Raw genomic sequence first — 25,090 nt, forward strand, 5'->3', positions numbered from 1 at the left:
TGGATAATGAGCTACCATCAAAGGAGCAATTATTGGGCCGTACACCTAAATTTCAAGCTTAATGCACCTAAATATACAATCATTCCCAGCAAAATCATAGGTATCGAAAGCAGTTGCCCCATAGTCAAATCAAGCCATAGGTAACCAATCTGATAATCTGGTTCACGAAAAAATTCAATTAAAAAGCGTGCTGTTCCATACCACATCACTACAACACCAGTTAATGCGCCTTGAAATAGTCTTATCCTTGTTAGAAAAAACAGTGAATTTGCAGCTATAAAGAGCAACAACCCCTCAGAAAATGCTTCATACAACTGACTTGGATGACGTAGCAAATTATCACCACTTTCTGGGAACACCATGCCCCACGGCATGTTTGTTACCCTACCGAACAATTCTCCGTTGATAAAATTTCCTATGCGACCCAAAAACAGACCTACAGGGATTCCGCAAGAGACTAGGTCTAGTGTGTAAAATATAGGAATATTATGTCTTTTGCATGAAATTATCACTGCACACAAAACCCCTATAGCACCACCATGAAAGGACATTCCACCTTCCCAGGTCTTTAATATCTGGGTAGGATCACTTATATAAAAACCTGGTTCATATATCAACACATAGCCGAGTCTACCACCAATGATAATTCCTACAATAGTAAATGTTAATAATGAATCGTAAAAATTCTTAGTGAATATTTTTTGGTTATCGAGCTTATGTAAATACCAATATGCAAATATTATACCTAGAACATATGCTAAAGAATACCAGTATACAGATACAGGACCGATGCTGAAAATTATTGGGTTTAAAGACATATAACTAGCTTGAATGGGATTCCTGTATCCAAGTGAATACTGTCATCCCAGTGCGTGACACTGGGATCCATCTTATCTTCACCATGGATATTACCTTTGATATATGTTCCTAAAATATGTTGCTCACTGCCTAATGTGTAAATATTTTTACACCTAGATCCCAGTGTCACACACTGGGATGACAGGAAAAAAAAGCACTGGTATGACAAGATGGTAGGCCACTGGGATGACAAAAGGTGTGCTACTCGGATTACAAAGGATAGCTGTTGAGATGACAAAAAGAGGTACTGATAAAAACTTAAATCTAGCCAATTTCGGTTTGCATCAGCCATATTATAAATCATTTTTAGATAATCTGCTTTTTTCACGATCCCACTCTCTTTGTTTTATGGTTGCTCGTTTATCATAAAGTTTTTTTCCTTTTACTATAGCAATTTTAGTTTTTGCTAGCCCTTTGTCATTAAAATAGATCGAAAGTGGCACAACAGTAATGCCAGCAGTTTTAATTTGGCCAATCAATTTATTTATTTCCTTTTTATGCAAGAGTAGTTTGCGTTCTCTTTTTGGCTTATGGTTTTTTCGATTCGCAGCTTTATATTCTGCAATGTGCATATTATGCAGCCATATTTCACTATTTTTTTCAATTACATAAGCATCAGAAATGTTTGCTTTTCTTTCTCTGAGTGACTTCACTTCACTGCTTAATAAAACCATACCAGCTTCAAACTCTTCTAAGATGAAATATTCAAATCTTGCTTTTCTATTTTCTGTAATAACTTCCATATCTGAAGGATATCTTTAAGCCTATATATTACAGGATTTTTGACTTAATTCATAATATATCTTTCCTTAAAGGGTCATTTGAGTTATATCATAGACCATGAAAAATCTCAATTTTAGGAAAGAGATCAAGTTTTTTTCTCTATCTTTTATAACTTTATTTGCTCTATGGACTATATTGTCTGGCTATTTTGAGCCTTTTTTTATCTTGTGTGGGATAGCCTCTTCTGTATTCACGCTATTTGTCTTTGGGCGATTGATAAACGCTGAAAGCTCTCTAAGTCAAATCTTAAATGGTACGAGCAAACTGTCATTTTATAGGCTAATAAGTTATATACCATGGCTGATGTACCAAATGATCCTATCAAGCATTTATGTAACAAAAAAGGTACTACAAATTAAGCCCAAACTTGAGCCAATTATCATCCTAAAGAAATGCAAAGGGCACAATGATGAAAGCATTGCGTTATTTGCCAACTCAGTGACAATCACCCCAGGAACTTTAACTATCGACGTAGAAAACAAAAAACAAACGTATTTGTCTACAATATGCTTGATAGATAAAAGTCTTGAAACTGGCATTTCTGAAATAGAAAACAAAGTCTTAAAAACATTACGTTCAACTAAGTGATTGTCTTAAACAGGTTAACAGCATCCTTATATTCTTTTATAAGGCTTTCAAGCATTTCTTTTGGAATACCGCTATCAATAATAGAGTATAAGTAGTTGTACAAATCTTCTAATCTTGATATGTTATTTTTTTTCTTGCTGTTAAATTTATATGGAAAAATATCTTCCAAAACTTCAATAGCTGTAGCTTTATTGCAAGATATATTTTCACTTGTTACGCTTACTTTTGCTAAAATAGTATTGATTTCAGGTTCATCATTTGTATAAAAGTCTGATAGCTCAGTTATCTTGATAACATATAAAATTACTATTTTTGATAAGCAATTGTCAGCATATTCACAATTTTTTATCGCTTCCCATTGAGTAACCTGAGATTTACTTATTTTTGCGTTATTTGGTAGTTTGCTCATTCAACTTTCTCCATTTAATTCAGTGAACAAATTATACTCATACTTTGTTAAATAAATGATAATGCAATTACAAAAATATATACTTAGAATAGTATATTTCTTAAAAATAGCATAATATTGCTAAAATTAAACATTAAAGTTAATTTATTAAAAATATATATTAATAAATATTTAATTTAGACTGAACATTAAGTACGCATTGAAGGAGATAAATCACTACCGTCACCTCTAGTGATTTCTATGTTATCGAGTGAGCTGCCGGGTTGCTCTATTAAGCTGTAAAACGACGATTGCAAATAAAAAACGTCTCTAATCCTATTTAGCACATTAGGTAGCTCAAAATCATATATAACATCTGGTGAGAGTGGCACCTTGCGACCTGACATTAATTCGTAACCCAATGTTTCAGTAAGAAAGATCGCTAAATCAAGCAATAAGAAACATACGCTTTTATAAAAAGACTTCTTATCTTCATAGCTGCCATTACTACTGCCATACGCTTTATCATATGCAGAGTAACACTGTATCATGCTTGAAACTAAGAATAAAATTGCAGCTGTCAGAAAAAGATAATGGACTATAGTCGGGTCTAGCAATGGCACATAATAATCGTCTTTGTTAGCTTTTTTATTGCGAATAAATACTTCTTCAAAAAAGAATTTTGCACGATAGTTAACATTTATTAGTATGAATAGGCATAATCCAATTATTGCTAATTTTTTGGCTATAACTTCTATTTTTTCTACGTTTTTTTTAGGGTTTTGACCATTCTTTAATAAAGTGTCTATTGAATCAAATAAATAAAGTATGGTAGCTGGAAGTATAAGTAATCTAAGAATATTCCCAGTAACTTGTAATTTATATATATTATTTGCTGTAAGATTGCAGGTAAATTTCAATAACACCTCGATACACAAGAGTACTCCTCTTAAACCAAGCGTTACTATATCAAATGCAATCCTCTTTTTTGTCTTTTGTGTACTTTGAAGCACATTACTTCCCTAAAAAACCCAAAGTTAAAAATTATTTTAACTCATACCTGTTGTAATATAGCACAAAGAGTTCATTAATGCAATTGACTCTCCTTACCATAAGATTATATTTTCTTTATGTTGGTGCTCGCTATTAAAATTCTCTATAGGGATTCAATCTAAAACTATATATCAAGTTGATTTAAGACGCGCTGTATAAGCTCCACTCATACACCTTAAGTTAAAATGATTATAAAGTAAACAATTGACTTTTATCTTAAAATATTATATATTGACATTAACATTGTAAATAAAATGGTATGGATATGAATATAGGTAAAACAATAGCAAGTTTGGGAAGTTATGAAAAGAGTCATCTAGAGTTAATTAAAAAAAGTAAGATTAGGATCTTTTTTTTGTGTGCTATTCTAATCTCTATAGTACTGTTATCTTCGTTATTATCTCCCCTATTAGCAACAGTTACACCTATAGTAAGTATTTCCCTTTGCATTTCTTTGGGACTTTCTTCTCTATTCTTAACTCCAATTAGTATAAATAATACCATTGCAGTTCGGAAACTGTTTAATGAAGATAATAGAACACTATTTAAAGAATTACGTAAAGATGGCATAAGCTTTTCACGGACTTTAGATTTATTTGCATGTTCAAATGCAACTTCTATTAATTCTGAAATGCTAAAAATACTTGCTAAAAGCGAGTTAGATTTAGCTGACATTCAATCTTCAATAAAAACTAAAGAGCAGGTTGATGCAATAAATTCTATTGATGCTAAAAAGAGGGATATGCTATTTAATAACAGTAGGTTCAACAGCGATAATAAACTTTATATTAAAAAGTTATTAAGTAACTGGAAAGTGGTAGATCTAATAAATTCTATGCGCGCTGAAACGTTAAAAGCCCTGCTTGATAACAAGAATTTTACAGATTGTGATTCCTTTATAAGATTGTTAGAAAAGATACAAGCAGTACGTGCACTAAGTCCTGTGCACGCTGAGAGGTTAAACATGCTACTTAATCGCAATAAGTTTGAATTTCATGGGTTTAACGGATTGTTAGATAATAAAGAAGCAGTACGCGCAATAGGACTTATTACTACTGAGAAGTGGGGAATATTGCTTAATAGCAATAATCTAGAAAATTATGGGCTTAGCGAATTGTTACGTAATACACAAGCAGTACGCTCAATAGGGCTTATTACTACTGAGAAGTTGAAAATACTACTTAATAACAATAATCTCCGAAACGATGCGCTTGTAAAATTGTTAGAAAGCACAAAAGCAGTAAGAGCAATAGAATCTATTGCTCCTGAGAAGTGGGAAATGCTACTTAGCAATAACAATAGTTTGATATCTGTTTATCTTACAAAATTGTTAGAAAATGAAAAAAAAATGGAGGAAATAAATTCTATTAATATTGAAAGATTTTCGCTATTATTAAATAGTGGTAATAGCTACACTATTCACATCTACCTAATGCGCTTAAAATCTCTTCAACATGTAACTTTTGATCAACTTTCATTAATCTCGGCTAATTTTATAGCTGCAGAGAATGGTCATTGCCTTAAATTTCAGATAGATAAGGATGTTAAATACATGGATAAGGAAAAATTCCTTGTTTTAATAAAAAGTAAGTTACCAAACATATTTGATCCATCTTGTGATAGCTCCTGCATTTCTTTATTAAATTCAAGACAGTTTATTTGTGGAATAAATTCCATTGAATCGGCTGAGGAGTTGCAATCACTAATTGATAAATTTAGTAAAGATCCAGATGGTTTTAGAAACTTTGGTGCTGATATTACACAACGTTATTCTAATAATTCAATTCAAAATCAAAGTAGATTAGATTCTCCTGATGAGAACATTGTACGCAATATACTATCCAGACGCCCAGATGTTTCTAAATCGGTTGTTGATAATTCTTCTACTGCTAAATTTGCTAAGATACTAAACAGTATAAAGGGTAATATAGAATTAGCTAATACCATATTTGATTGTAAATTATTAAGCGACGATGATGTTATTACTTTATATACAAATGAAAATTTTGATGCAAAAAAAATAGACAGGAACTTCAGATTTGCCTTAACCTTATATCATGCAGGTCGAATTAATAGTATTAATGCTCGTTATTTACTTGATGATACACAAGTGTGGAACGATTTGGTGAAATCTCTTGAGTATTTATATGGTCATGATCAAAAATTATTAAATGATCTTGAAAAAACTGTTGGACCTGATTTAGAGAAAATATTTGCTAATGATGGTCAAAGTACGCGCTTACAAGAGCTAGGCATAGAACAACTTATAACAGAACCAAAGAGTTATTCAACTCAACACTATCAGTCAAGTTTATAATGAATGTGAGTTCTCACGCCACAAGGTTCATTTTTATTCCACGTGAACTTTTTCATATAGCTATAACAAGTAAGCTTTCCCGACGTCATACCGCAAATAAATCCACAGCTGTACGAACGTCTAATTTAGCGAGAAAGTAAACCAAAAACATCAACCTTTGGTGTCATTTCATTAGCACTCCTCCTGTCATCCTGTAAAGGTCAACTAATTCGATGACAAAAATGTTAAGATAAAAGAAACATTTTTGAGGGAGTTAGGTATGAGAAGAAACACAGAAGATAAAACTTTAGAGAGAAATTACCAAAGTAAATGGAGATTTTTGATCAAAGAATATGAGCAAACAAAGGCAAAAAAGCATCCATTTTATAGATTTGTAGGCGATTTTTATCACGCTAATGGAATCAACAGACAAACATTCTGTAAATATTATAATAGGTATAGAAATAGCGGATTAGAAAAAGAGTTTTTACCAAGAAAAAGAGGTCCAAGATGGGAAAGTAGAAGAACAGATATTGAAATAGAAAAAGCAGTTATAGAGGAGCGGAAAAAAGGGATAAATAAATATGAAATTTGTGCTATACTAGCAAAAAAGTTGGGCAACAAAACACCTTCTCCATCTGGTATATATAATATTATTAAGAGAGCCGGCATGAATAAGTTGAGCACAAAAGAAAAAGAGGTGAAGAGAAAGATAATCAGGGAAAAAGCTGGAGAACTGGCGCATATAGACTGTCATTATTTGAGTAAAGATATGATAATAAATGAGAGCAAAAGATACTATTTAGTGTGTGTAATAGACGATGCAAGCCGTATAGCATGGGCAGAAGTTTTAGAAAATATTCAGAGTCTGAATGTAATGTTTGCAGTGCTCAGATGTTTTAATTATATAAAGCAAAGTTACAGTATTCAGTTCAAAGAAGTAATGACAGACAATGGACCAGAGTTTGCATCAAGAAGTAATTTGGATGGACATCCATTTGAAAGAATGTTAGTTGAAATTGGCTTAAAGCATTTATATACAAGGCCATATAGACCACAAACAAATGGCAAAGTAGAGCGCTTTTGGCGGACTTTAAATGATGATTTGATTGAGGGAACAACGTTTGAGACCGTTCAAGAATTTAAGGATGAATTGTTTAGATATTTAATTTATTACAATGAACACAGGCCGCATCAAGCTCTTGGAGGTATTACTCCTTTGAGCTTTTTGCAAAATTTGTCAATGAATTAGTTGACCTTTACAGGGATGACAACTTAAGGTAGTTTAAGTTGCTAAAATAATGTTATGCAAGTGATCTACTCTTGAGTGATAACCTGTAAAGACAACTCCTTTAAATGACCATTATCCACTTTAGAAGGAGCACCCATTAATACATCTTCACCTTGCTGATTCATCGGAAAGCAGATTACCTCGCGAATGTTTGGCTCATCTGCAAGCAGCATAACCATTCTATCAACCCCAGGTGCTATACCGCCGTGAGGTGGAACACCAAATCTAAATGCACGCACAAGCGCTCCAAACTTTGCGTCAACTTCTTCTTTATTATAGCCTGCAATGGAAAAAGCTTTATACATAATATCCAGCTTATTATTACGAATTGCCCCGCTTGATAGCTCTATTCCATTGCAGACAAAATCATATTGATAAGCAATAATCTCTAGCGGATCTTTTTCTTCTAAATCTTGCATACCACCGTGCGGCATAGAGAATGGATTGTGAAAAAAATCGATCTTTTTGTTTTTTTCATCATAAAAGAAATATGGAAAATCAGTAATCCAACAAAATTTGAAGACATTGTCATCTATAAGACTGAGTTCTGATCCAAGAAGAGTACGTACTTTTCCTGCTATTGTTGCCGCCTCATCTTCTTTGCCCGATGTGAAAAATACACTGTCTCCTGGTTTTATATTTGTCATCTCTCTAATTTGATTGAGCCTATTCTCATCAAGGAATTTAGCAATCGGCCCTTTTGCAGATCCGTCATCATCAAAAGTTATATACCCAAGACCTTTTGCACCGAATTCTTTTTGTGCATGCTCTATTTTTTTATCAAAAAAGCTACGTGGTTCTTTTGCTGTTTTGGGAGCCGGAATTGCTCTTACTACCATACCACACTCGACATTTTTTTTGAAAATGTTGAACTCTGAATCACGAAAAATTTCTGTAACGTCACTGATGAGTAGTGGATTTCGTAAATCTGGCTTATCAGAGCCATATTTCAGCATTGCCTCTTTATAGGTAATACGTGGAAAATTTTTCTCAATAGACTTTTTAGAAAATTTAGCAAATACACTATATAAAACAGACTCAATAATCTGAAAGATATCTTCTTGAGTAACAAAGGACATTTCAAGGTCTAGTTGGTAAAATTCACCTGGAGAGCGGTCAGCTCTTGCATCCTCATCACGAAAACATGGTGCAATTTGAAAATATTTATCAAATCCAGAGACCATAAGGAGCTGCTTAAAAATTTGTGGAGCTTGTGGCAATGCATAAAACTTACCAGGATTTAATCTGCTTGGCACCAAATAGTCACGTGCTCCTTCGGGTGATGAAGCAGTGAGTATCGGAGTTTGAATTTCTAAGAACCCTTGTTCTATCATGAGCTTCCGGAGCTCTGCAACAACCTGTGAACGCAGAATAATGTTATTTCTGGCTTTTTCACGTCTTAGGTCAATAAATCTATACTTAAACCTCATATTTTCCGGGTATTCTTGCTCACCTGCAATGCTTGCTAATATGCTTCTTTCTTCCTTTGCTATTTCCTCGTCACTATGAAACTCAACTTCTGATTCAACATGCAAATGACTCACTACCACTTCAATTGCACCGGTTGCAATAGAGCTATTTACTGTGTCTTCAGTTCTGGCTGTTACTACTCCTTTAACAGTAATGACACTTTCTGACTTTAAGGTTGAGATCTGATCAAAAAAATCTTTATCATTATTAAACACCAGCTGAGTAATGCCATGAAAATCTCTAAGGTCCACAAAAATTAGATTGCCATGGTCGCGTTTGCGATAAAGCCATCCTGAAAGTGTTACTTCCTTTCCTACATCATTTTTTTGCAATTGATTACACGTATGAGTTTTATAGCAATTCATATTTATTTTCACTCTAAATTCTTTAAAAAGTATAGAAATAAACCTTATTATGCACAAGCCTAAACTGTTACTGAAATAAATAGTGCTTGTAGTTATACTGTCAGAAATTGTAAGTTAAATTATAACTGAATCTTAGTCAATTCCATATATGTACTCTTTCTGCACCCATGCTTTGCGATTCAATGCAGACAATAAGCACCATTTTCCATTACATTTTTCTACTCTCATTATGACAGATTTATCTATTTTCATAGTGATCTTGCTATCAGCACTCTGCTTTTTATAGCCAAAAGTGTCTTCCATGATCATTGCATAAGGTTTATCGCTCAGCAGATTGCTTTTTATCCATCCACAGTCTTCATTTATATCACAGACTTTCTTCCAATTTTCAAATTCTTCTATGACTTTAAGAGGGAGATTCTTGCAAGTGTATATCCACTTGACTGGATAGTGAAATCCTGGTCCTGTTCTCATGTTGATCTTGCTTGATTTTGTTGAAGAAAAGTTACCAGCGGATAAGCTGAAACTAAACAATGAAAGTAATATGATAATAAACTTATTCCAAACCATGTTATCCTATAACTTGATCCATAACTATTCCACAAAACTCAGAAAGAATGCAATGCACATGAGACAGAGATTAAGCATATGTGCGCGCCCATACACACTGAATAGGATACATTGCATTCAAACTGAAGAAAATAATTGAAAAGCCTGCGCAGACGGAGATAGATTTTTGAGCTCTAGAAATACCTCTATTATTATTATAATGAGGTAAGTTGAGTAACCAAAGTAATTTTTTATACTATCCATCAAATAGTCTGGTTAAAATAGCTTCAAAAGAAGCCAAGTTGTGCGTATGATTTTAGAAGTTTGTATCATACAATGTAACCACAAGAACCTTATGGAAGATAGAACTAAAGCATGGCTCATTTGGATAGTTAGTAACTTAGTTGTTATATTTAGCAACATGCAAATAATATATACTTTTATAAGTGTCAATCTGGAAGAAGAGCTTGGGCTCACAATTACACAAATTGCACTTGCTAATTTATTATATACTTGGACTTTCGCTATCTTACAATTTTTTAGTGGGTCAATGTTCAATATTTTTTCAATTAGAAAAGTTTATTTTTTTTCATTATCAACCATGATTCTAGGATTCATTTTACTTATCTATGGTAACAGTTTTTCCTATTTAATTTTATCTCAAATCTTGCTTGCAACTGGAGCATCATTTGGTTTTGTTAGTGCTGCTTATGTGAGTAGCGTATGTTTTCCGATTACTGAATTCGGACTGATGTTTTCATTTGTGCAGACAATTTCAAGTCTTTCTGCTTTAGTAATTCAAATATCATTCTCTGGTCTACTTTCCATGGGGGTATACTGGAAAAATCTTATTATATATATAATGTTATTTGGTTTAATAACGTTGATATTTACGTCTCTTCGCTCAAACGCATTTCTAGAGAAAAATTCAAAAAAATATACGATAAAGGGCTCTATAAAAGTAGTAATATATTCTATGTTAACAGTACTAAAATTAAAAGATATATGGATAACTTCAATAGTTGGTGCTATCACTTTTGGAACATTTTTAGCACTTAATACCTTATGGGCTCCAAGATTACTTAGCACTGCAGGGCTTGACTCTGTTCAACTTGGTACAGCAACTGCAATATTATGGCTTGGCCTTGCAGCTGGTGCACCGATTGCAGATCGAGTCTCAAAATTATTCAAAAATAGAAGGCATGTAATCTCTGCTTTCGCTGCATTGCAAGGCATCTCAATTATTATTTTATTATGCAGTCATTTAACAGTTAACATAGTGTACTCTTGTATGTTAATGTTTGGATTTGCTGCAGGTGGACATATGCTCAATTTTACAGTTGGTAGTGAGATTGTAAAACGAAGATACATTAGCACATCATCGTCTATCATCAATGGGTTTATGTTTATTGCCAGCGGAATTATAGTGTCAATGTTAGCGCTTTTTACAGACCATCAGATGGCGCTTTTTGCAATATTTGTAATGCTAGCAATTGCTAGCGTTTTAAATTATGCAACAAAAGAGACATATCCTAAAAATACAGTAGCTTAACTACAAGTTGATTGCTATATTGTATTTTCATAGTTGGTATTTATAGATTATGGACCACACTAAATTAAAAGAAATGACAGTAACTAAAGCAAAAATAGTTGAAATTATAAATCAAGAAATAGGATTTTCAAAGGGAGACTCTGCTGCAATAATAGAGGATATATTGGATGAAATAAGAACAAGCCTGGCAAAAGATAAAAAAGTGAAAATACAATCGTTTGGGACGTTTGTGGTTAAGAGAAAGAAAGCAAGGCCAGGAAATGTGCCAAAGACATCAAAGAAAGTGATAATTCCAGAAAGAAATTCAATTTCTTTTAAGCCTTCAGGGAATATAAAAAGATTAATAAATAATGATAGATTTAATGGATAAGGAAAAATTATTCTATACGATTGGAGAAGTTGCTGAAGACCTACATTTAGAACAACATGTTTTAAGATTTTGGGAAAGTCAGTTTCATCAAATTGAGCCTATAAAGCGTAAAGGAAGAAGGCTATATGACCATAAATGCATAGAAGTGATAAAGAAAATAAAATGTATGCTATACGATAAAGGATACACAATAAGAGGGGCACAAAAGGAATTTAATAACGATATTAAAGTCAGTCATGACGGAAAGTATTTAGAGAATGTATTGCAAGAACTTAAGGATTTAAGGGATTATTTAATTAATGAAGTAGGTGCTGAAGAGTAATCACAAAATACCGCAGAATAAACTGCGGTACAATAGAGATAAAGAAGCTTATTAAAAGAATGTTACTTCAATATGTGATGTAATGTCAGGAGTATTAGTAGATTCAGCTGTAGGAGCTCCCAGTAATTCTGATATTACCTTATCTGGTCTAGTTATTCCTTTTACTATTCCGTTTCCAAAATTCAAGAGTTCTTTCCCGAAATCATCCCAAAAACCATAGGCAGCTGGAGCATTGGGACCATGAAATGCTGGAGAGTGGTTGTATTGTGGAGTTTGCGCTTTATTTGTTGCACTATTTTCTTCTGTTGAAAGGGTTAATGTATTTTTTACATAACCATTATTTACAGAGTGAGTTTTTATTATTTTATTAACCATAATATATACCAAATTAATAATCATCGATATTCTAGCACAAAGCTATTAATAATATGTCAATCTTGGTATAAATATTATCACTTAGTTGTTTATGTATAAGTTTTACTGGGTGATTTAAAAGGTAACAGATTTTCTTGCTAGATATTAACGCTGCTATTGATTTTATTTTTCAAAAATCTAGGAAAGCTTATTATTATGCAAATTCTTTCATATTGCTTGATGCAACAGTAATCTATTTTTAGCTTCCCAGGACTCTTATCTCCCACTCAAGCTCAACATTGAACTTATTTTTCACAATTTCTTGTATCTTGTTGCCAAGATTCTCTAAATCAGATGCAGTTGCGTTATTATGGTTTAATAAAAAGTTGCAATGCTTCTCTGAAATTTTAGCTCCACCTATACCAAGTTCTCGACATCCAGATTGATCAATCAATTCCCATGCTTGATAGTCTTTTGGGTTTTTAAATATGCATCCAGCAGTTTTTCCAGCTATTGGCTGACTTTTATTTTTTTTGTGAATAATTTCCTTCATTTTTTGTGCTATCAATTCAGGTTCCGAGCTTGCCCCTTTAAACTCAGCTTCAACGAAAATCCAACTTCCTTTTAGGCTATGTCCACGATAAAAGTAACTCATCTCTTCACTTAAGAATTCATATAGGTTTCCATCATGTAAATTTACTGCTTTTATAGACTGCACAACACTTCCAATATCACTGCCGTATGCGCCTGCATTCATTTCTATTGCTCCACCAACCGTTCCAGGAATTCCAGCTAAAAACTCCAAACCACTAATTTGCTGATTTCCCGCAAAGTAAGCAAGATTGCTGAGCAGCGCAGCTCCACCAGCAACAATAGTGTTGTTACCCTTATACTCGATATATGCAAATTCCTTACCTAGTTTTACTGTTATTCCTCTAATACCGCTATCTCGAACGATTATATTAGATGTTGCACCAATCACACTAATTGGCAATTCAGTGTTTTTAATCAAGCACGTTAGGTCTTCGATATCACTTGGTTTAAATAATACGTCAACCTGCCCACCGACACTGAGCCATGTCATTTTAGACATTGAAACGTTATAACGATAGACTCCACGTACTTTAGGTAAGCTTATAAGCATCTTGATTTCAACTCTAATCCTGCATCTACGCCCATTTTTTCTGCATCTTCCACAAAAGAAGTGCGCTCAGTAAAGTATACGTTTTTTTCATTTGCTAGCATACAATGAAGATTGAGCATATTCTCATCCACATATTCAGCCAACGCTGCAAGTGGTGTAAAACATGAACCATTTACTGTCTTCATAAAACTACGTTCTGACTTCACTCTCATAAAAGACTTATTATTATTAATTTTCTCTAAAAGATCGATAACTTTTACATCATTTTTCCTACATTGAATGCAAATTGCTCCCTGCCCCACTGCACTGAGCATTATTTTTGGTGATAATACTTCTGTGATTAAGTGATGTTTTTCTAATCTTATCAGTCCAGCTTCAGCTAAAATTATTCCATCAAAATTTTGATTTTGCAGCCTAGTGGTTACATTTCCACGTAGTGGTACTATATTTAAATCTGGCCTCAGCTCTAGCAACAGAACTTTTCTTCTGATTGAAGAAGTAGCAATTGTGGCCTGCTGTGGTAAATCCTCAAGGCTATTATACTTATGAGAAATAAATGCATCATTTGGACTCAACCTTTCCAAAATACAGGGAATTGTTAAATCTTTCGAAAAAAATGCAGGCATATCCTTCAGCGAGTGAACCGCTATATCTATATTATTCTCAAGTAATTCAGTTTCAATTTCTTTGATGAATAACCCTTTACCACCTATCTCAGCAAGGTTTGCACTGGCGTATTTATCCCCAGAAGTTTTTATCTTAATGATTTGAGTAGATAAATCAGGAAAGAAACTCAGCAATTTCTGTTTTGCCTCCAAAGCCTGGGCAATTGCAAGGTCGCTTCCTCTGGTTCCTATTCTTATTAGCATGTATTTTATTTCAAGTCATATGTTTGATTATTTATATTGTTCCAAATCGAGCGCACTATTGCAACTTGACAATTCTTAAATATCTTGACAATTTTTAAATTATAATGCTAATATTAGCATTATTTAGATAAGTGTTAATGAGGCTATTATGAATGGACAAAATAATGAATATCCATGGGTTGCTATTATTGTTTTAAGTGGAATGTTAGTAGTAGGGGCAGTAATTGGCTCTTTACAAGGACTTTTGCTTAGCTCCAGAGTTTTATCACCTTTGGTTGTAGGTGGAATTTTGGGTTTTGCAATTGCTGCACTTTTTTCAACTTTTCAGATTATAGCATTAAGTAAGTTAGGTGATATAGATCTTAAAGAAATAGCTTTAAAACGTGCGACTCACATAGTTACTTGGACAGTTACAAGCAGTCTAATTGGAGTTGGTCTTGCTGCAGCCGCAAATGCTATGTTTCCTGGTGTCATGCTTGCAATTGGGTCACCAGCTTTGGTAGGCGCGATAATAGGAGCTATAGCACCAACTGCAGGTTTCCTTCTACCTGACCAAGTGAGTGAGTATATTATATCACCTGTAATTGAACGTTTTTCTTCAAAGGAAAAGGAAGACGATCCATCATTGTGTTGTAGTTTATAGCTATTTTACCTACAATCAGTTTTATAATTTTAAATTATAGCTTATGTTCAGCAGGCTTATAGTAAAATCGGTTTCAGTATTACTAATTTGTCTGCTGTATGAAATATTATAATTATAGATTCCACGTACTTTAAGTAATCTTATAGGCATAAATCAAGCTCATTATTGCAACTTGACAATTTTTGATTTTTAATGCCATTATTGAAGTTGTTAGGTAAACATTGAGAGGTTATTATGGATAAGAACATTGAAGATGCATTGATTTCTTTAGGAGAAATATTAGTAATAGTGGCAGTAATTGGCTCTTTATAAGGTCTTTGGCTAAGTTCTAGAGTTTTATCACCTTTGATCGCAGGTGGAGTTTTGGGTTCTATAGTTCCTGCACTTTTTTTAACTTTTTCTATACTATCATTATTAAAAAAGTTATGTGAAGGAAATGGTAGAAGAGCAGATTTAAAGGAAATGTTTGCCCTGGTCGCTTGGACAGCTACAAGCGGTCTCATTGGAGTTGGCTTTGCTGCAGCCGCAAATGCTATATTCCCTGGCGTAATGCTTGCAATGGGGTCACCAGCTTTGGTAGGTGCAGTAATAGGAGCTATAGCACCACTTGCAGGTTTCTTTGTAACAGCCTCTGTGGAAGGGTTTATTATATCACCTGTAATTGAACGCTTTTCTTCAAAGGAAAAGGAAGACGATCCATCATTGTGTTGTAGTTTATAGCTATTTTATCTACAATCAGTTCTATAATTTTAAATTATAGTTTATGTTTAGCAGGCTTATAGTAAGATCGATTTCAGTATTACTAATTTGTCTGCTGTCTTTTTAGCATATATTTCATTTCAAGTCACATGTTTGTATTCTATGTCTATTTTTTGTTATTTCCAATTCAGTTGTTGACTCTTCTATAATGAGCATAGTACAGTAAAGATATTTAACTAATAATTAATGGGGTATTTTATGTTAGTATCGGACAATAGACCATATCATGGTCATGGTAGCGAAGCGTCTCTTTTTACAAAGTTTATGTGTTGCGGAGCAATCGGAGCATTCTTTGGATCAGGTATGGCAGTTATTATTGCACGTTATACATCTTCAGCATTAGCAGTTGCTTTATTGACTGGTGGATTTTTGGGTTGTCTATTGACTTTATTCTCAGTACTGTTCTTTGTTGATTCCGTTGTAATAAGAAAGCCAAACGAATCATTATCGGGATGCAAAAATTTAGAATTATTATGGGAGTATAAAAATTTCACCAAATTAGTTATAAATTTTGTTATTCCCACTGCATTTGGAGTTGGTATAGGAGCAGGAGTAAATTTTATGTTAGGAGCTGGCATTGCAACAGTTGCAAATGCTGTTTTTCCTTCTACGATGTTAATCAAGGGTTGCTCAGCTGCTTTTTTAGGTTCATCTGCGTTACAAGGTGCAGCAATAGGAACTATTACAGTTGTGGCGGTATTGGGAGCACTATGGATTGCCAATAATGCAGTTGATTATATAGCTAAATGCCTTTCTCCAACAGAAAAAGTAAACTGTAATATTGATGAGGTTGCTATTAACCAAATGCGGAACATACAATTTAGTGAGAATAAATAAGATATCCTATTATCACCTCTGTCTTGTAGTAAATAATTATTTAGTTTACAATCAGTTCTATAATTTTAAATTATAACTTATGTTCAGCAGGCTTATAGTAAAATCGATTTCAGTATTACTAATTTGTCTGCTGTCTTTATATATGGTACTGCCAAATTTTTTTGATAATAAGTTTTTTATTTCAACAAAGAGAATAAATTTGGGTCTTGATTTGAAAGGAGGAGCATCTTTACTCCTGAATATAGACTTAGATTTCTACTTCAAAGAAAAATTAGGTATACTAGCTGATGAGATAAAAGAAGCGTTACTAGCAAAAAATATTAAGTGTGATATACAAAACGAACCTCTTGCAAAATCACCTGTTATTTCAGCTGGGATCCAGAAAAAAGAGGTGTGGATTCCAGCATCACGCGCTGGAATGACACCAGATGGGGCTGGTGAAAAAGTAATTGTCAAATTAAGCAACCCCGATGACTATAAAAAAGCATCTGTATTAATTAGTAAAATGGATCCTAATTTAGAGCTGAGTAAAAAAGACTCTTCTATTTTCATTTCGTATAAGCCTCATTACAAAAGCTCTTTAATCAGTGAAATAGCTGCAGAATCGATAAATAATGTCCAGCGGCGCTTGGATACGCTTGGAACAAAAGAAGTGAGCGTGCAAAAGCAGGGACAGAGCAAAATATTAGTGCAGGTGCCTGGAGTGGATAATACTGAACAGATAAAATCTCTGCTTGGCAAAACAGCTAAGTTAAGTTTCCATTTGGCGAACAATAATGTGGCTAAGATACAGGATATAGATCATGAAACCACTGTTTTACTTAAAGATTCTTTAGGTAATTCTTATCCAATATTTCGCAAAACTGAAATAGGTGGTGATGCACTTGTTAATGCATCAGTTAGATTTGGCTCTCTTGGTAAACCAGCAGTACATTTTAAATTTGACAGCACAGCAAGTAAAAAATTCGCAAAAATCACTAAAGAAAACGTTGGAAAACCTTTTGCGATTGTTTTGGACAATACAATCTTAACTGTGCCACAGATACGTGAACCTATTTTAAATGGAGAAGGAGAAATTAGTGGCAGTTTCACTGAAAAACAAGCAAGCGAACTTGCAATACTTTTAAAATCTGGAGCACTGCCAGCGCCGCTTAAAATAATTGAAGAGAAAAATATTGGTCCGAGTCTCGGAGAAGAGTCAATAAAAGCAGGAGAAATGGCAGCCATAATTTCTATAATAGCTGTATCTTTCTTTATAATTATTATTTACGGTAAATTAGGCTTATTAGCCTCTGTTGCATTACTTTTTAATGTAATTCTCATATTATTAATTCTGACACTGCTTGAAGCGACTCTAACTCTGCCTGGAATTGCTGGTATTGCACTCACTGTTGGTATGGCAGTTGATGCAAATGTTTTAATATTTGAGCGAATTCGTGAGGAAATCAAATCTGGCAAGAGAGTGGAACGTGCTATTGAAGAAGGGTTTAAAAATGCGATAAAAACCATACTGGACTCAAACATCACAACATTAATTGCTGCAGGAATAATGTTTATTATTGGCAGTGGAGCAATAAGAGGTTTTTCCGTCACTTTATCAATAGGAATTTTATGTTCGATGTTTTCTGCAATCACAGTCACAAAGCTTTTGATAGAGCTATGCGTGAATCCTAAAAAATTGATTCTTTAATGTAAAATACCATTAGTATTATTTTTAATCATCAAAGTTACACTATTATCTTCCCTAATTTTTTTAAACCCAACTTTTTCGTAAACACGAATCGCACCAATATTTGCTGTTTCAGAATCAACAAAGACGTTTTCAAAAATTTTAAAGACAAATTCATTCAAAAATATATCCAAAGCTTGTGAACCAATGCCCTTACCTACATAATCCAGCTCTCCAATATACCAATCTATTGCAGCACAGCTATCTGGAAGATCTGAAGCATCATATCCCTGCTCAGGTGGAAAGTCATGTTTATTATAGAATTGAATATAGCCAATAGCAGTCTTATTAAAATTAATAATAAAAGCATGCATGGATTTTTCAATCACTTGCGTTGCAAGCACCAAACGCTTAAATCCTTTTACGTAATTACCATATCTTTTCTCAATCAGCTCTATTGTCCAATTGATATCCGTATCCCACCATCTTTTCACATGAGGTGTTTTTAACCATCTGAGCAATAGCTGGAAGTGTTCTTCTTTTAATGGTTCAAATGTTATATTTTCGTTCATGTGTTCCTCATAAAAATTTTTCAAGCTATTATCTTTTCTATTCTCCTCTTACGATACATTGATTATGCAAGAAGTTTAATTCCTTTACAGTTGTTTTTTATCTATATTAGGTTTAAACTGAAATTTAATTCCATTTTCGTACAAATTTAATATTACTTATGCGGTTAAGATACTACCTGATAGCACTACTTTTATTATTATTCTCACAAAATAATGCTAACGCCAGAGTCATTCTTGATAAGGGAATATTTTATGCAGCACTAGATGCAAAAATGGATTTAAAATTTGGCTATGTCCATGAAACAGGGCCTTTTGGTTATGATGCTAAATACAAGACTTCAAGTTGCTCAAACATGCGCTTTCTTTATCTACAACGTGTTTATCCAAGCACTCAAATGGGATTTAATGTCAAAGTAGGAGCTTCTAGTATTGCAAATCTAAAAGCACTCGATATAAAAAAACTGGATCTAGAAGAGTGGTATTTTATCATTAAAAATCTGGGACTTGGATCAATTGAATATGGCAAAAGAAGTTTAGTTAGTCAGGATATGCTAATTAATACTTCAAAGATTTACGCAGCAGGTGGAGGAGTGAATGGTGATTGGGCAAATTATGCAAATTTGCGTGGTGAGCACAAAAAAGCTGATGGAAGTGGATATGATAAAGATAACGCTTTTTGGGTAAAACCTAATATCTATAGTGAGTATAATGGATTAAAATTAGAGTTAGCACAACCGGTAATAAGCTATATATCTCCTGAATTTTATAATTTTCAGTTAGGACTTAGCTATGTTCCTGGGAAAAGTAATTTAGGATATAACAACCTAATCGGCGCAGGTCTTTCTTACTACAATAGTCTGTCAGATGACATAAATTTTACTACTGCCTTAACTGGTGAATTTGCAAGGGAAAATTTCACTGACTGTAAAAGTGAACCACCTAATCGTCAATGTAATAATCAACTACTACACTGGAATTTCGGTTTGAACGTAAAGTTCTTTAATCTTAATTATATTTTCTCGTATGGTAATGGTGGTAAGTCAGGTAGAAAGCTTAGTCCTGAAACAACCAACACATACTATATGAATACAGGAGTTGCTTACCATTCTGATTCTCGTAAATTGAGCTTAACATATTTCAATAGTGGTAGGGAGATTGCTAATTTGGGCAAAAACGAATTAACATCATACGCTGTAAGCCTTGAATATCCATTTGTTTTGGGTACTTCATACTATTTAGATATTGTAAAATTTGACACAAAAGAACCACAAATAATATTTAGCAACAATGGTTATGTGTTTCTTGCCGGATTAAAATTCACCTTCAAATAAAGGTTGCTGCATTCTAGCAGCAACCTTTATGTATAGCTGAAATAAGTAAGATTTCCCGACGTCATACCGCGATTTATTCGCGGTATCTCAGCGTAGATCCCGCTAACAAGCAGCGGGATGACTAGGTTATTAATCGTTACTAAGTTAGCTCCACATATTTATTAGATTAAGTCGTGATCATGATTATGATAACTTGGACAATCAAACATTTTTCCTCCCAAGCCACTGATTAGGTAAGAGTCATATTCACTATGTAGATCAGATAGCTCTATACTATCGAATGTTTCTAAGCTAAAACCACTTGCATCTGACAGTAATTCATAGTTTAAATGATCAACTCTACTAACATCGCCTATCACTTTACCATTCTCATTAGTTATAACAAGATCATAGTCAGCTCCAAGCTTCATTATCTTGATAGATATTTTATCTGCAGGTAACACTACAAGTTTCTTTGCATCACTATCATGAATTACGAATTTACTATCTTTAAAGTAGTATTTTTCTTCTGGTAAAACACCAACCTTATATTCTGATGCATGCAATTTATGCCAAAATTTTAAGACAGATTGCTTGTCTGCTCCTTCCGCTCTGTGATACAAGGATTTTATGTCATTGTAATCTATAACAACATTTACCTTGTGCTTTCCATCTGAATCTTGATCACGGCTCTTTTCTATTTTTAAGATTGTATCTTTCAATACCACCTGTTCTTGTTTATGTGCCACTGGTCTTGTTGATTTTGATAAACCTTGCTGTGGTTGATCAGACTGCATTTCATCATCTCTGCTCATTCCTGCTAAGCCTCGCAACGATGACTGCCCGCTATGAGTTTTGCTCTCTGTAACTATTTTTGCTTCAGACTTTTCTTCCTGCTTGCTACCTGACCACCAATCAGATATACCACTCCAAGCATCACTAGCAACTTGTGCAATAACACCAGGAGTGCCATAACTGAAACTTTCTGGCGTATCATATTCTGGATTATCTTGCTCCTTACTTACTTGTTGTTTTTGGGTTTCAGCTTGCTTCCCTTTTGTAAATATCCTCTGATGGTCTGTATACCCTCTATTAGTATCACCTATATCACCCTTACCCTGATCAAAAGTTATTTTCTTACTTCCATCTTCCATATCTTCCACTTCAACTTGAGGAGAGACAGATGCCAAGAAATCGTTATAGCTGTAATTATAATCAGCAGAAAAGAATATTTTACCTTTGAAATTATGAAAATTATTAGATAGCATGCCCACTTCTTCATCACCATCAAATAATTTTACCTTAGTAAAATATGCCTGTCCATTTGATCGAACTATTTCACCGCTAGAGTTTCTCTGTATGCTGTAATCATTTGGATCATGTTTAACAGCGAAAAGCTTACCAGGGCTATATTTATCAAAATTTATAAGGCCTATATTTACATGTTTATGAGAATACTCTCTCGTCTCATATTCATGTGCAAACACTGGGTCAATATATCTATACTCATCTGATATATCTGGCATACCTTCAGGGTGTTCGTTACCATCTCTTGTCGCTGGAACAAGCTTATATTCCCCACCTTTTTGTACTAATTTCAGGTGAGTAATACTGTTTGGGAATTGAAATCTTACATTTGCTCCATAATCATGAATAAATAATGCGCTTTCGTGAGTAACATTACCTGCTTCATCCATAACTTCTTCACGCACATAAAACCCCATATTTTTGAAGGCATGTAACGCTTCATCTCCTTGCTTCACAACTGCTTCGTGTACATCATCATCTGTTCTATCTGTTCCTTTATTGTCTAACAATCTTCCTTTTTCTACTATTACTCCACTTGCCTTTTGCTCGTCAGAATATTGAGCATGTTTTGAATCTTTGTGATCTAAAATCTCAGTGTCTTTAAGCAATAAAGACTCTAGATCTTCTTGTTGAATATGATTAACACTCGGGCTTAACAATTCATTTTCATGTAAGTGAGGCTTATCAAAATACTCATCACTTTGAACCTTTCTCCCATCTATAAGAGATGCTTTATACTGACCACCCTCTTTTGTAATTGCCATATAAGCGCCACCATCATATTTTACATACAGGCCATGTAATGTATCTCCAAAAAAGAAAGATTCTTTATTGCTGCCTTCAACTTGCTTAAACAATCCAGTTTCGCTTAATAATTCTCCAAGCTTTGTATTGCCATCGTATAAAGATAGTGCTCCATCCATTCCTTGGCCAAGAGCTTTTAAAGTAAATATTTTACCTTCTTGTAGATCAATATGGCTTGCACTTCTTATCAAATTTGGATCAATACAAATTAATTCTTCTAATATCTTCTCAGCATCAGTGCCCTTGGTTGCTTTTACTTGCTTTAAACCAGTTTTTATCATCTCATCAAGTAAGGAGCTTTTTGATTTCTCATACCAAGAAGGAATTGAACGATGTTTGTCTGAATATTCCTCGTAAGAAATTTTTCCTTCGCGATATTCTGCATTTATTTCAGCATATTTCACTGGCCTTTGTTGATTCAGATCTTTTAACCCATCATCGTAAGTTTGTTTTATATTTTCATCATATTTTGATAATAATTTCACAACCTGCTTCTTATATTCTTGGCTATCTTTATATTCACCTCCATCTTTATTAGAATAAGTGATCTTATACTTTCCATCGAGAGTACTTACTACTTTTAAAAAACTATACTCTCCTTTTGATATCTGTAAGAGATCACCTGTTGCTTTGTTAGTTGCACGAATAACATCATGAAATGACGTGTGTTCTACAGGAGAAAAACTTCCTACTTCATCGCCATTCATTTTTTCAATATTTGCTCTATAGTAAGATACATCTTTAATTTCCCCGTCTACTACTTCTTTTTTAGTTGCTATATATTCTCCTTTTGTTACTTGCAGAGCATTTATTTCTCTCATTGCAGTTTCTGTATTATTAGAACTGAGCCAATCTTTAAAGTCATCATTATGCTGCGTTATTTGGTTTAAGAAATTTTGTGACTTACCTGAATCACCTGCACCTAAAGCGCTTAGATAATCACTTAGCAAGTTTGGATGTTTTTCTTGTAAATACATTACCAATGCTTGACCTGTTTTATATACCAAGCTATTTTCTTCGCTGTTAGCTGAATACTCCAAATTCAAAATTTTGCTCAAATCCAGCTTTGAACCTTCAGTTCTATCAATACTTGACCCTTGAGAATTGAATTTATGATCGGAGTGATGCTCAAAATAATCTGCAATACCCTCCATCAATACCGTAGGCAAAGATTTACCTCCTGTAGCATAGTAAGTTAACCCATGTGCAAATTCATGTTGAAGATTGTAAACTCCACCTTGTTGATAGACAAACATTTCAACAAATTTTCCTGGTTCTCCTCTGTAGTAAATTTTACCACCCTCATTACCAAGTCTGAAATCAAAATCTTCATTTCCACCAAGGTTGGTGTAGTCAGCTTTATCATCAAACATGTAAATTTTAAATGTTTGTTCTGAGCCGCTGCGTTCTAACCCAAAAGCACTTTTAAAATTAGAGGCTGTTTCTCTGATCTCACTTTCAGCTTTAGCAATTTTACTTGCTCTTAAATTGTGAGAATAGACTTCTACTTTAATATTCAAATCATTAATTTTTATAATATATGGTGAATCGAATCCTTTGCCATTGTTGTTAAAATAATCTTCTTTAGTTATACCTTTATTTGCTTGTCGATTGATCGCCATAGCTTTAGCCTCCAAATTGTTAACTCTTTAGACCAAGCATAAAATGATCTTTCTAAGAAAGTGTGAATTTTCACGTTAGTATAATTTGCATTTTAGTAAAAAGGTATAAGCAATTAATTTTATATGCAAAATGTAAAATATAAGCATCTGTAAAGGTCAACTAATTCATTGACAAATTTTGCAAAAAGCTCAAAGGAGTAATACCTCCAAGAGCTTGATGCGGCCTGTGTTCATTGTAATAAATTAAATATCTAAACAATTCATCCTTAAATTCTTGAACGGTCTCAAACGTTGTTCCCTCAATCAAATCATCATTTAAAGTCCGCCAAAAGCGCTCTACTTTGCCATTTGTTTGTGGTCTATATGGCCTTGTATATAAATGCTTTAAGCCAATTTCAACTAACATTCTTTCAAATGGATGTCCATCCAAATTACTTCTTGATGCAAACTCTGGTCCATTGTCTGTCATTACTTCTTTGAACTGAATACTGTAACTTTGCTTTATATAATTAAAACATCTGAGCACTGCAAACATTACATTCAGACTCTGAATATTTTCTAAAACTTCTGCCCATGCTATACGGCTTGCATCGTCTATTACACACACTAAATAGTATCTTTTGCTCTCATTTATTATCATATCTTTACTCAGATAATGACAGTCTATATGTGCCAATTCTCCAGCTTTTTCCCTGATTATCTTTCTCTTCACCTCTTTTTCTTTTGTGCTCAACTTATTCATGCCGGCTCTCTTAATAATATTATATATACCAGATGGAGAAGGTGTTTTGTTGCCCAACTTTTTTGCTAGTATAGCACAAATTTCATATTTATTTATCCCTTTTTTCCGCTCCTCTATAACTGCTTTTTCTATTTCAATATCTGTTCTTCTACTTTCCCATCTTGGACCTCTTTTTCTTGGTAAAAACTCTTTTTCTAATCCGCTATTTCTATACCTATTATAATATTTACAGAATGTTTGTCTGTTGATTCCATTAGCGTGATAAAAATCGCCTACAAATCTATAAAATGGATGCTTTTTTGCCTTTGTTTGCTCATATTCTTTGATCAAAAATCTCCATTTACTTTGGTAATTTCTCTCTAAAGTTTTATCTTCTGTGTTTCTTCTCATACCTAACTCCCTCAAAAATGTTTCTTTTATCTTAACATTTTTGTCATCGAATTAGTTGACCTTTACAATCCCAGTGCGTAACACTTGTATCTTTATGATGTGAGGCATTAGAGCTAAAATACCACGCAGGAAGGGTGAAGCCGACTTGACACTAACGCCAATAAGGCCGAATTCCAGATTTT

The 25,090-nt window shown here is 33.7% G+C and carries 24 protein-coding genes; 11 read left to right on the forward strand and 13 right to left on the reverse strand.

Features of this window, described 5'->3' with window-relative positions:
* Window positions 1-29 precede the first annotated feature (29 nt).
* Genes lgt through smpB form a run of 3 tightly spaced genes read right to left on the reverse strand, consistent with a single transcriptional unit; the run spans window position 30 to window position 1,601 of the window.
* A complete protein-coding gene (lgt, locus tag ASM33_RS08025) occupies window positions 30-818 on the reverse strand; it encodes a prolipoprotein diacylglyceryl transferase (protein WP_110409630.1) in 789 nt (262 codons plus the stop codon).
* Entirely contained in the window at window positions 809-1,150 is a 342-nt protein-coding gene (locus ASM33_RS08495) for a hypothetical protein (RefSeq protein WP_162297613.1), read from the reverse strand. The genes lgt and ASM33_RS08495 overlap by 10 nt, the downstream gene beginning before the upstream one ends.
* Before the next feature lies 1 nt (window position 1,151).
* Window positions 1,152-1,601: an SsrA-binding protein SmpB gene (gene smpB / locus ASM33_RS08035; RefSeq protein WP_110409628.1), complete on the reverse strand. Its 450-nt coding sequence runs from the start codon at window positions 1,599-1,601 to the stop codon at window positions 1,152-1,154.
* Between the two features lie 97 nt (window positions 1,602-1,698).
* On the opposite strand from smpB, the gene ASM33_RS08040 reads away from it, so the two are divergent.
* Entirely contained in the window at window positions 1,699-2,229 is a 531-nt protein-coding gene (locus ASM33_RS08040) for a Na+/H+ antiporter subunit E (protein ID WP_110409627.1), read from the forward strand.
* Here the strand turns inward: ASM33_RS08040 and ASM33_RS08045 are convergent.
* Together ASM33_RS08045 and ASM33_RS08050 are read right to left on the reverse strand one after the other, a co-directional pair.
* Window positions 2,222-2,638: a hypothetical protein gene (locus ASM33_RS08045; RefSeq protein ID WP_110409626.1), complete on the reverse strand. Its 417-nt coding sequence runs from the start codon at window positions 2,636-2,638 to the stop codon at window positions 2,222-2,224. The two genes, ASM33_RS08040 and ASM33_RS08045, sit on opposite strands and share 8 nt — an antisense overlap.
* A 188-nt stretch (window positions 2,639-2,826) precedes the next feature.
* Window positions 2,827-3,630: a hypothetical protein gene (locus ASM33_RS08050; RefSeq protein WP_110409625.1), complete on the reverse strand. Its 804-nt coding sequence runs from the start codon at window positions 3,628-3,630 to the stop codon at window positions 2,827-2,829.
* Window positions 3,631-3,929: 299 nt separating this feature from the next.
* Here ASM33_RS08050 and ASM33_RS08060 point away from each other — a divergent pair, with 299 nt between their 5' ends.
* Both ASM33_RS08060 and ASM33_RS08065 read left to right on the forward strand, forming a co-directional pair.
* Complete coding sequence (locus ASM33_RS08060; protein ID WP_157956402.1) at window positions 3,930-5,987, forward strand: hypothetical protein; 2,058 nt, start codon at window positions 3,930-3,932, stop codon at window positions 5,985-5,987.
* 244 nt (window positions 5,988-6,231) lie between these two features.
* Entirely contained in the window at window positions 6,232-7,218 is a 987-nt protein-coding gene (locus ASM33_RS08065; protein WP_157956349.1) for an integrase core domain-containing protein, read from the forward strand.
* 65 nt (window positions 7,219-7,283) lie between these two features.
* Here ASM33_RS08065 and aspS read toward each other — a convergent pair whose 3' ends face one another.
* On the reverse strand, window positions 7,284-9,092 hold the full coding sequence (gene aspS / locus ASM33_RS08070; protein WP_110409622.1) for an aspartate--tRNA ligase: 1,809 nt from the start codon (window positions 9,090-9,092) through the stop codon (window positions 7,284-7,286).
* A gap of 132 nt (window positions 9,093-9,224) precedes the next feature.
* Complete coding sequence (locus ASM33_RS08075; RefSeq protein ID WP_110409621.1) at window positions 9,225-9,662, reverse strand: SH3 domain-containing protein; 438 nt, start codon at window positions 9,660-9,662, stop codon at window positions 9,225-9,227.
* 334 nt (window positions 9,663-9,996) lie between these two features.
* Here ASM33_RS08075 and ASM33_RS08080 point away from each other — a divergent pair, with 334 nt between their 5' ends.
* The 3 genes from ASM33_RS08080 to ASM33_RS08090 are packed head-to-tail and all read left to right on the forward strand — an operon-like array spanning window position 9,997 to window position 11,885.
* Entirely contained in the window at window positions 9,997-11,193 is a 1,197-nt protein-coding gene (locus ASM33_RS08080; RefSeq protein WP_110409620.1) for an MFS transporter, read from the forward strand.
* Window positions 11,194-11,242: 49 nt separating this feature from the next.
* Window positions 11,243-11,563, forward strand: a complete 321-nt coding sequence (locus ASM33_RS08085) for an integration host factor subunit alpha (RefSeq protein ID WP_110409619.1) — start codon at window positions 11,243-11,245, stop codon at window positions 11,561-11,563.
* Window positions 11,556-11,885, forward strand: coding sequence for a MerR family transcriptional regulator (locus tag ASM33_RS08090; RefSeq protein ID WP_110410543.1), 330 nt, complete (start codon window positions 11,556-11,558; stop codon window positions 11,883-11,885). The genes ASM33_RS08085 and ASM33_RS08090 overlap by 8 nt, the downstream gene beginning before the upstream one ends.
* Before the next feature lie 51 nt (window positions 11,886-11,936).
* Here ASM33_RS08090 and ASM33_RS08095 read toward each other — a convergent pair whose 3' ends face one another.
* From ASM33_RS08095 to hemC, 3 genes are all read right to left on the reverse strand, one after another.
* Window positions 11,937-12,260: a hypothetical protein gene (locus ASM33_RS08095; RefSeq protein ID WP_110409618.1), complete on the reverse strand. Its 324-nt coding sequence runs from the start codon at window positions 12,258-12,260 to the stop codon at window positions 11,937-11,939.
* 238 nt (window positions 12,261-12,498) lie between these two features.
* On the reverse strand, window positions 12,499-13,383 hold the full coding sequence (gene murB, locus ASM33_RS08100; RefSeq protein WP_110409617.1) for a UDP-N-acetylmuramate dehydrogenase: 885 nt from the start codon (window positions 13,381-13,383) through the stop codon (window positions 12,499-12,501).
* Window positions 13,374-14,252 carry a hydroxymethylbilane synthase gene (gene hemC, locus ASM33_RS08105; RefSeq protein WP_110409616.1) on the reverse strand — a complete coding sequence of 293 codons (879 nt, stop codon included), beginning with the start codon at window positions 14,250-14,252 and terminating at the stop codon, window positions 13,374-13,376. Before hemC ends, murB begins: the two co-directional genes overlap by 10 nt.
* A 148-nt stretch (window positions 14,253-14,400) precedes the next feature.
* Between hemC and ASM33_RS08110 the strand changes: the two genes are divergently transcribed.
* From ASM33_RS08110 to secD, 4 genes are all read left to right on the forward strand, one after another.
* Window positions 14,401-14,895, forward strand: a complete 495-nt coding sequence (locus tag ASM33_RS08110; protein ID WP_237342917.1) for a hypothetical protein — start codon at window positions 14,401-14,403, stop codon at window positions 14,893-14,895.
* Window positions 14,896-15,258: 363 nt separating this feature from the next.
* A complete protein-coding gene (locus tag ASM33_RS08115; protein ID WP_237342918.1) occupies window positions 15,259-15,615 on the forward strand; it encodes a hypothetical protein in 357 nt (118 codons plus the stop codon).
* Between the two features lie 237 nt (window positions 15,616-15,852).
* The gene (locus ASM33_RS08120; RefSeq protein WP_110409615.1) at window positions 15,853-16,491 is read left to right on the forward strand and encodes a hypothetical protein; all 639 of its coding nucleotides are present in this window, start codon (window positions 15,853-15,855) and stop codon (window positions 16,489-16,491) included.
* A gap of 79 nt (window positions 16,492-16,570) precedes the next feature.
* Window positions 16,571-18,181: a protein translocase subunit SecD gene (gene secD / locus ASM33_RS08125; RefSeq protein ID WP_110409614.1), complete on the forward strand. Its 1,611-nt coding sequence runs from the start codon at window positions 16,571-16,573 to the stop codon at window positions 18,179-18,181.
* On the opposite strand, the gene ASM33_RS08130 is transcribed toward secD, so the two are convergent.
* Complete coding sequence (locus ASM33_RS08130) at window positions 18,178-18,732, reverse strand: GNAT family N-acetyltransferase (RefSeq protein ID WP_110409613.1); 555 nt, start codon at window positions 18,730-18,732, stop codon at window positions 18,178-18,180. The two genes, secD and ASM33_RS08130, sit on opposite strands and share 4 nt — an antisense overlap.
* 158 nt (window positions 18,733-18,890) lie before the next feature.
* Here ASM33_RS08130 and ASM33_RS08135 point away from each other — a divergent pair, with 158 nt between their 5' ends.
* Window positions 18,891-20,063: a porin gene (locus ASM33_RS08135; RefSeq protein ID WP_110409612.1), complete on the forward strand. Its 1,173-nt coding sequence runs from the start codon at window positions 18,891-18,893 to the stop codon at window positions 20,061-20,063.
* Window positions 20,064-20,224: 161 nt separating this feature from the next.
* Here ASM33_RS08135 and ASM33_RS08140 read toward each other — a convergent pair whose 3' ends face one another.
* Both ASM33_RS08140 and ASM33_RS08145 read right to left on the reverse strand, forming a co-directional pair.
* Window positions 20,225-23,776: a collagenase gene (locus ASM33_RS08140; RefSeq protein ID WP_110409611.1), complete on the reverse strand. Its 3,552-nt coding sequence runs from the start codon at window positions 23,774-23,776 to the stop codon at window positions 20,225-20,227.
* Between the two features lie 160 nt (window positions 23,777-23,936).
* A complete protein-coding gene (locus ASM33_RS08145; RefSeq protein ID WP_157956349.1) occupies window positions 23,937-24,923 on the reverse strand; it encodes an integrase core domain-containing protein in 987 nt (328 codons plus the stop codon).
* Window positions 24,924-25,090: the final 167 nt, after the last annotated feature.

Origin of the sequence: Wolbachia endosymbiont of Folsomia candida (assembly GCF_001931755.2) — a bacterium.
In the GTDB taxonomy this organism is placed as follows: domain Bacteria; phylum Pseudomonadota; class Alphaproteobacteria; order Rickettsiales; family Anaplasmataceae; genus Wolbachia.